Genomic DNA, 2,462 nt, shown 5'->3' with positions numbered 1-2,462 from the left:
TTCAGGAAGTTATAAAAAAACTAAAAGTAATCAATAATAAGATTCAGCTTTATTTCTTAGAAATTACTCCTGTTGCTTTTCGTGTTGATCGTAATAATACAGTGATTAGAGAACTTAATTCATTTTTAAAAGAAAATCTTGAAGAAATAAAATGGATTGCTCTCGATAACCACTTTAGTGATCAATATGGAAAATTAAACCTAGATTACACCAATGATGGTTTACACTTAAGTGAACAAGGCTATCAATTATTAGAAAAAATTATTAAATCAGAATTATGATAAAAAAAAGAATTGCCTATGTAACAGGTTCCCGTGCGGAATATGGTATCGTAAAACGCTTATTAAAGCGTTTACAAGAGGATATCACATTAGATTTTTCTTTAATTGTCACTGCAATGCACCTTGATTCGCAATATGGGAATACCGTCAAAATTATTGAACAAGATGGTTTTAGGATTAGCGAAAAAATTCCTGTTAAGTTAGATAGCCAAAATAATCAAACTATTCTGACTTCTATGGCAGAAACATTAGATTTATTCGGTAAGCACTTCCAGCAAAACCGTTATGATGCAGCAATAGTACTTGGTGATCGTTATGAAATGCTCTCTGTTGCAACGGCTGCTGCAATGCATAACATTCCATTAATTCATTTGCATGGTGGCGAGCAAACATTAGGCAATTATGATGAGTTTATTCGCCACTGTATTACAAAAATGGCAAAACTGCACCTTACAGCGACAGATGTATATCGTAAACGAGTAATTCAACTTGGCGAATCTCCTGAAAGTGTGCATAACATTGGTTCTCTTGGGGCTGAAAATGGACTAAGTTTAGAATTACCATCAAAAGAGCGGTTGTTTTCTAAGTTAAATTTGCAAAATAAACCGTATTTTATGGTTGCATTTCATCCTGAAACTATTACTGGACAATCTGTAGAAGAGCAAGTTGATCAGCTTCTTTTAGCATTAGATACTTTCAAGAAAGATTATCAATTTGTATTTATTGGTTCAAATTCTGATACACATTCTGATGTAATTTTTGAAAAAATTAAACGCTATACTGAAGAAAATCAATTTTCATTTTTTACATCGGTAAAACCGGAGGAATATTTAGCTTTAATTAAGTACTCAAAAGGGTTAATAGGTAATAGTTCATCAGGTTTGTTAGAAGCGCCTTCTTTAGAAGTAGGGACAGTGAATATTGGGAAAAGGCAAGAGGGACGTGTTCGTGGTGAATCAGTTATTGATGTAGAAAGTAACCGACAATCTATTGAACAAGGGATTCAACATTTATTATCTAATGATTTCCAAAAACGCTTGTCTGAAATGGTAAACCCTTATTATCAGGGAAACTCAGCAGAAAAGGCTTATGAGATAATTAAGCAGTTTTTAGCTGATGAGAATAAATATAAACCAAAACGGTTTTATGATTTAGAGAAGCAATAATGAAATTACATAAAATTTTCCTAAAATCATTAAATGAAGAACTTGTTTCTTTGATTACGTTAATGCAGCGTTTTAATAGACATGTAGAGAATTATAGAAATCATAAGATTATTTGTAGTATTAATAAGCTTTTTGTTTTCTTCTTACACAAGAAAATATTCTATAAGTTTGCTTGTGATATTACACCAAGTTGCCAATTAGGAAATGTGATTTTCCGACATCCTACAGGAATTGTAATAGGTGGTGGTGCCATTTTATCTGATGGGGTTATTATTCACCAAAATGTGACTCTAGGTGCTCTAAGATTTGATGAAAAGGAAAAAAGAGGAATACCATGTCAACAAATTGTTGGTGAAAATACAATTATTGGATGTGGAGCGAAGATTTTAGGTGATGTTACTATTGGTAAAAACTGCATTATAGGTGCTAATGCTGTAGTCACAATAGATGTTCCGGATAACACAACGGTTGTTGGTTTTAATAAATTCATTTCTAAATAATAAATTTATGATTTTAAAAGATAGTGTTATTTACTTAATAGGAGAGATAGTTGCTAAGATTTTTCCATTTATATTATTACCTTATTTATCTAGAAAGTTAGGTGTAAATGGATTTGGGGAATTGTCCTATTATCAAACAATACTATCTTTACTCATTATTATTAGTTTTAGTCAAGAAGGTGCTGTTACAAGATATTTTTATTTTTATGGAAAACGATCGATAAATTTAGTTTTATTTTCAGGATATGCTTATGCCTTGTTTATAGGGTTATTGGGATTATTATTTTGCTATTTTTTTCATTCTGAAATTTTAGCATATTTAATTCTTATCTCCATTTTTCAAACTTTCTTAACAGTTCAATTATGTATAAAACAGTGTGAGAAGAAGGCAATTTCATATACTCTAATTCAAATTGGAAGCGCATTACTAACAACTTTATTAACAGTACTATTTTTAGAGTTTTATCAAGATAATCTTGTTGAAAAGCGATTTATTGCGTTGTTCTTAGGTAACT

General features: G+C 30.7%; 2 protein-coding genes and 2 pseudogenes. All 4 read left to right on the top strand.

The features are described from left to right. Window positions 1–281: pseudogene (locus tag QZ106_RS09790) on the top strand (acylneuraminate cytidylyltransferase); the annotation flags it as partial. Beyond that, window positions 278–1,447, top strand: a complete 1,170-nt coding sequence (neuC, locus tag QZ106_RS09785; protein WP_295976638.1) for a UDP-N-acetylglucosamine 2-epimerase — start codon at window positions 278–280, stop codon at window positions 1,445–1,447. The pseudogene QZ106_RS09790 and the gene neuC, both read left to right, overlap by 4 nt. Further along, the gene (locus QZ106_RS09780) at window positions 1,447–1,947 is read left to right on the top strand and encodes a serine O-acetyltransferase (RefSeq protein ID WP_295976637.1); all 501 of its coding nucleotides are present in this window, start codon (window positions 1,447–1,449) and stop codon (window positions 1,945–1,947) included. Before neuC ends, QZ106_RS09780 begins: the two co-directional genes overlap by 1 nt. 7 nt (window positions 1,948–1,954) lie before the next feature. Next, window positions 1,955–2,462 (top strand): annotated as a pseudogene (locus QZ106_RS09775) (flippase); the annotation flags it as partial.

Source organism: uncultured Aggregatibacter sp. (assembly GCF_901873365.1).
Lineage (GTDB): Bacteria > Pseudomonadota > Gammaproteobacteria > Enterobacterales > Pasteurellaceae > Aggregatibacter.
Note: the sequence above shows the minus strand (reverse complement) of the source record. Positions and strands in the feature narration are given on the sequence as shown.